The sequence below is a fragment of the Marinobacter alkalisoli genome (assembly GCF_045449795.1).
GTDB lineage: Bacteria > Pseudomonadota > Gammaproteobacteria > Pseudomonadales > Oleiphilaceae > Marinobacter.
The window spans coordinates 1-4,944 of sequence record NZ_JBJJLB010000018.1 but is presented as its reverse complement, the minus strand read 5'-3'; the positions used below and the strand labels follow the sequence as shown (position 1 = coordinate 4,944).

6 protein-coding genes are annotated in these 4,944 nt (G+C 52.4%); 3 read left to right on the top strand and 3 right to left on the bottom strand.

Going from position 1 to position 4,944, the window contains the following annotated elements; all coding sequences use genetic code 11:
• Positions 1-17: 17 nt before the first annotated feature.
• The 3 genes from ACJO3M_RS08685 to ACJO3M_RS08675 all read right to left on the bottom strand — a co-directional run bounded on the left by ACJO3M_RS08685 (position 18) and on the right by ACJO3M_RS08675 (position 2,458).
• Positions 18-704: a hypothetical protein gene (locus ACJO3M_RS08685; RefSeq protein ID WP_406998560.1), complete on the bottom strand. Its 687-nt coding sequence runs from the start codon at positions 702-704 to the stop codon at positions 18-20.
• 512 nt (positions 705-1,216) lie between these two features.
• The gene (locus ACJO3M_RS08680) at positions 1,217-1,762 is read right to left on the bottom strand and encodes a hypothetical protein (protein ID WP_407001004.1); all 546 of its coding nucleotides are present in this window, start codon (positions 1,760-1,762) and stop codon (positions 1,217-1,219) included.
• Entirely contained in the window at positions 1,763-2,458 is a 696-nt protein-coding gene (locus ACJO3M_RS08675; protein WP_407001003.1) for a hypothetical protein, read from the bottom strand.
• Positions 2,459-2,602: 144 nt separating this feature from the next.
• On the opposite strand from ACJO3M_RS08675, the gene tnpA reads away from it, so the two are divergent.
• From tnpA to tnpC, 3 genes are all read left to right on the top strand, one after another.
• Positions 2,603-2,977 (top strand): IS66-like element accessory protein TnpA, encoded by a 375-nt coding sequence (gene tnpA / locus ACJO3M_RS08670; protein WP_406999688.1) that lies wholly within the window; start codon positions 2,603-2,605, stop codon positions 2,975-2,977.
• Entirely contained in the window at positions 2,974-3,309 is a 336-nt protein-coding gene (gene tnpB / locus ACJO3M_RS08665) for an IS66 family insertion sequence element accessory protein TnpB (protein ID WP_406999690.1), read from the top strand. The genes tnpA and tnpB overlap by 4 nt, the downstream gene beginning before the upstream one ends.
• A gap of 75 nt (positions 3,310-3,384) precedes the next feature.
• Positions 3,385-4,929 (top strand): IS66 family transposase, encoded by a 1,545-nt coding sequence (tnpC, locus tag ACJO3M_RS08660; RefSeq protein WP_406999692.1) that lies wholly within the window; start codon positions 3,385-3,387, stop codon positions 4,927-4,929.
• The last annotated feature ends 15 nt before the right edge of the window (positions 4,930-4,944 follow it).

Genomic DNA, 4,944 nt, shown 5'->3' with positions numbered 1-4,944 from the left:
GCAGCAGGGGCGCGACGTCAGGAGCGTCCCTTGCCTGCATTGGTTAGGTTTTTCTCGGTGCAAATAGCAACTGCCAAGGATAAAAATAGAAAAGCCGCTGCCCATAGCCCAGAAATGTAAAACTTCTCAACGTGTGTGAACACCGCTATAGCTGACCACACCAAGCTGTAAACTGTACAGGTGTAAAAAACAATTCTGAAGACAGAAAATCGTGAGCGGCCAGCCACCCAAAACCTTGTCAGCGCAACGAGGAAAAGAATGTTGTAGAAAGGCATATTAAGCAAGGTAATTAGGCCGAAAGCAGCTGCAGGATCGCTGGGGATGCGAGAAACCGCTTCAGGAAACATCCAAACTGACCCGATAACAGACAAAACTAGCATCACCACTCCCACGAAGAAGTGACCATCGACCGGCAGAACCAGCGAGGCAACGTAGAATAAAATGGCTAGTCGGAAAAGCACGCGCTCAACCTGCGAACGTTCTCGTTTAGCGATCGGTGCCGGCGGAGTTTCACCTTGCTTGATCCGTGCCGGCGCAGTTTCACGTTGCTCGATTCGATCAAGCGCTACTGCGGCCATCGTAGAGTAAAGCGAATAATCGTGCTCATTGATTATTTGCTCATAGATTTCTATCGCTCGATCGAGTGTGGCCGGATCTCGTTCATTTGCCTCCGCAAGTTCGATGAGCTGCTTTAGGTCTCTCAATTGAAGTCCTTTTGAAACGGGCCTGGACTGGTGCATGCCTCTTGACGTGGGGAGTCATATCAACGCCGCTCAGCACGCGCGGCTACGAAATGGAGGCGAAGCCGCAATGTAGTAGACGTCGCCGTGACTGGCATGGTTATGTTTCGAGTTCACTGATCTGCTCTCGGACCGATTCTCGGCTTACATGCTCTGCTAACAAGGGCCACTGTTTAATCGAATTCCCGAGGAAGAGTGCAATACCTAAAAGCACGCCAGACAGTGACGCCAAAATTGGAAGGTAGATTCCAATGAGCCCCTGGAAGAACAACAGAAAGCTTGCGAAAAAACCCAACCACGCGGTAGCAGAGACTACCATCCGTATGCGCTTGAACTTCCGCTGGTGGAGCGCAGGGTCAGCCAAAGCGGTATCCACGCTGCGCAAGATTTTGAGTTTTTGGGACCTATCCACGAACTATCCTTGAAACATAACGCCGCATTCAGCGGCTTGTCCGCTGCAATGCTTTGTTACACATTTATTGTTTCGGAATAATTATGTAGTAAGGCATTTCTTCTTCACTATAAGCAACGGAAGGATCAACCTGTATGCAAGGCTTTCCACTACACTTCGAAATATTACCGTACTGCCTCAATGATTCTATGTCTCCCTCTAAGGCAATTTTCTCATTCCTTAGCCGATTAATTTCATCAATTGTTGGTATGTTTTTGATAAACATAAACCATAAGAGAGCGCCTGCCATTAAGAAGAATATAAAGAACATAGATCCTATTTTTAGAATCGAAAACCTTGCTGCCCTTTCGAACCGAGCTGCCGCAACATTAGCATGGTTTTCAGCTTCACTAAAATCTGAAAGGATTTTATGAGAAATATATCTGGCTGACTCACGGCTGGATGCTTTTATCGCACTAGAAATTCTACTTTCGATATTTCGAGAAGTGTTATTAAGAGCGTTAGAGCTTTTTTCAAGTCCCTTTATTACGTTTCCAATTTCAGATTGGTTTTTTTCGCTAGCTTTCAATAGATTGAAAGAGGAATCTACAAGGCAGTGGAACTTTTCCATTTATCTATCTATTCCCATTTTATGCCCTCGATCCAATTTCTTCTCTTCAGAGGGACGTCTGTTCATTATTGATTCGAACTCTTTTTGGACTTGTAGAACGTAGTCCTTATGTTGCAGCCTTAGTTGCATTATATCAGCGAACTGTAGATACCTAATGCCATCCTCGCCAACTGACACAATCAGTCCCCCAGTGCCTATCTTCCCGTCGCCTTGGCAGGTGGAAACGAGTGCAAGATATGCTTCAAGATCAGAGGCTGGTATTTTATTGTCAGGATCTGTTACCGACCGTGTAATGCTTTCGATAAATGACTCAATTGTGTGAGTAGATTCATTGCCAGAAAATGCGTCTAAATATGGATTAATATTGTTTAGACATAATTCCTTAAATGGCTCCGTTTCGACATACCAATGTATATTTCTCGATATTTTCTGTAGCTCTTTATTATCACCAATCTGAATAGTTAGCTGATCGCACCTATCTTTTTCCTTAGTAAGGCTGCTTGTTCTATTTTTGAACTCTATCAGCCTTACAGTTCCAGGAAACTCTAACAGCATATCTCCTAGCTCCTTGTCAGCTGGAGTCTGTTGTAACAGGTTTATAACTGATAGCTGTCGCTTTTCTTTGGTGGCATTACCAATAGAGTGACCCAAACCATACAAAAAATTTCCAATAACTACGTTTTCATAAAGCTTCAATACTTGGTCTCCGTTTATACGTGTAACGCCAGCCATCACCGGGGGCAAAACCGCAGCGAAGCGTAAGCGTCCGGTGATCCCATCTTGAGCACGGCGCTGCCAACGTCAGGATAGTGTCCACTTATTTTCTAGTGGACACTTAACATGAACGAATTAAGCGTAACCAAGCCCTACCAACGCCGTCGCCGGTTTTCCCGCGAATTCAAAGCCGAGATTGTCGCCAAATGCCTGGAACCCGGGGCCTCCGTTTCCCGGATTTCACTGGATAACGGTCTCAACGCCAACATGGTCCGGCGCTGGATGAGTGAAGCGCAGCGAGCGGATAAAACACCAGCAACACCGGGATTTGTTCCGGTTAATCTGCCTGCTGCAACCTCTGCACCGGGCAACCAATCGGTCTCGGATAAGCGTAGCACCATCCGCATCGAGATTCCCCGCGCCGGTGGTGCGGTGGTGGTGGAGTGGCCTGCGGAGCAGGCCCACCAGTGTGCCGCCCTGTTGCGGGATCTGCTGGGATGATCCGCATTGACGAGATCTGGCTGGCCACTGAGCCGCTGGACATGCGAGCCGGGCCAGACAAAGCGCTGGCTCGGGTTATTCAGGTCTTCGGTTCTGCCAGGCCGCATTGCGCCTACCTGTTTGCCAACAAACGGGGCAACCGGATGAAGGTCTTGATCCACGATGGCCTGGGCATCTGGCTCTGTGCTCGCCGGCTGAATCGGGGCAAGTTCCACTGGGGCGAAGCCTGGCGCGGTGACCAACTGCGCCTGACTGAGGAACAGTTATCCGCTCTGGTTCAGGGCCTGCCCTGGCAACGCCTTGGCGCTGAAGGCGTGATCTCCATTCTGTAACCATAAGCTGAGTGATATCGCCATAGCCAGAACCGCGAATCGCTTGCGGCACATGGACTTGGCATACTGACGGGCATGACTCAGCGCCCCGATCTCGACCAACTCTCTGCCGATCAGCTCCGTGCTCTTGCCACGGAACTGTTCGATCGTGTCGAGAACAAGGAGCGGGCCCTGGTGCACCGTGATGCGGTCATCGAGAAGCTGACTCACGAAGTGGCCATCCTCAAGCGCCATAAGTATGCCCGGCGCAGCGAGCAACTGGACGCCGTCCAGGGACGACTGCTGGATGAACTGATCGACAGCGACCTGGCGGCTATCGAAGTCGAGCTGGAACAGGCGATGACCGAGGAGCAGAAAGCTGCCCGGCCAAAGCAAAAGCCCAAGCGCACCCCGCTGCCGCCGGAACTGCCCCGCACCCTGATCCACCACGAGCCCGAAAACACTCAGTGCCGCTGCGGCTGCCAGCTCAAGCGCATCGGCGAAGACGTCAGCGAAAAGCTGGACTACGTTCCGGGCGAGTTCACGGTGGAACGCCACATCCGGGGCAAGTGGGTCTGTGACAGTTGCGAGACCCTGGTCCAGGCACCGGTGCCACCGCAGGTGATCGACAAGGGCATTCCCACCGCTGGTCTGCTGGCTCAGGTCCTGGTGGCCAAGTACGCCGATCATCTACCGCTGTACCGTCAGGAACGCATCTTCGGTCGCGCCGGCCTCGAAATTCCGCGCTCCACCCTGGCCGAATGGGTCGGTGCCTGCGGTGTGCAGTTACAGCCCCTGGTGGATGCGCTGAGAAACACCCTGCTGGACCACAGCGTTCTGCATGCCGATGAAACCCCGGTCAGCATGCTGGCCCCGGGCAAGAAGAAAACCCACAAGGCCTACGTCTGGGCTTACTGCACCACACCGTTCTCGGACCTGAAAGCCACCGTTTATGACTTCGCGCCCAGCCGTGCAGGCGAACACGCCCGCACCTTCCTGGGTGACTGGCAGGGCAAGCTGGTCTGTGATGATTACGCTGGTTACAAGGCCGGGTTCGGCAACGGCATCATCGAGATCGGTTGCATGGCCCACGCCCGGCGCAAGTTCTACGATCTGCACGAAGCCAACAAGAGCGAGCTAGCCGCTAAGGCGCTGGAGTACATCGGAAGGCTCTACGAAATCGAGCGGGACACCAAAGACCTGCCACCGGACAAGCGGCAGGAAATCCGGGAAACAAAAGCCAAGCCGATTGCTGATGCGCTGCATCAGTGGATGCTGGCGCATCGCCAGAAAGTGCCGGATGGTTCCGGCACGGCCAAAGCGTTGGATTACAGCCTCAAACGCTGGGCAGCGCTGACGCGCTACCTGGACGATGGTGCTGTGCCCATCGACAACAACTGGGTGGAAAACCAGATCCGGCCCTGGGCGCTGGGCCGCTCCAACTGGTTGTTCGCGGGATCACTGCGCAGTGGTCAGCGTGCGGCTGCCATCATGACTCTGATCCAGTCGGCGAAGCTGAACGGACATGATCCGTATGCCTATCTGAAGGATGTGCTGACCCGTCTCCCGATGCAGAAGAACAACGCCATCGATGAGCTATTGCCTCACAACTGGAAGCCGGCTATTACTGACAAGGTGTGATGGCCGGACGCTTAC

Excerpts from the sequence above, each read along its gene's own strand:
- tnpA (WP_406999688.1), top strand. The coding sequence starts at position 2,603 with ATGAACGAATTAAGCGTAACCAAGCCCTACCAACGCCGTCGCCGGTTT.
- ACJO3M_RS08680 (WP_407001004.1), bottom strand. The coding sequence starts at position 1,762 with ATGGAAAAGTTCCACTGCCTTGTAGATTCCTCTTTCAATCTATTGAAA.
- tnpB (WP_406999690.1), top strand. The coding sequence starts at position 2,974 with ATGATCCGCATTGACGAGATCTGGCTGGCCACTGAGCCGCTGGACATG.
- tnpC (WP_406999692.1), top strand. The coding sequence starts at position 3,385 with ATGACTCAGCGCCCCGATCTCGACCAACTCTCTGCCGATCAGCTCCGT.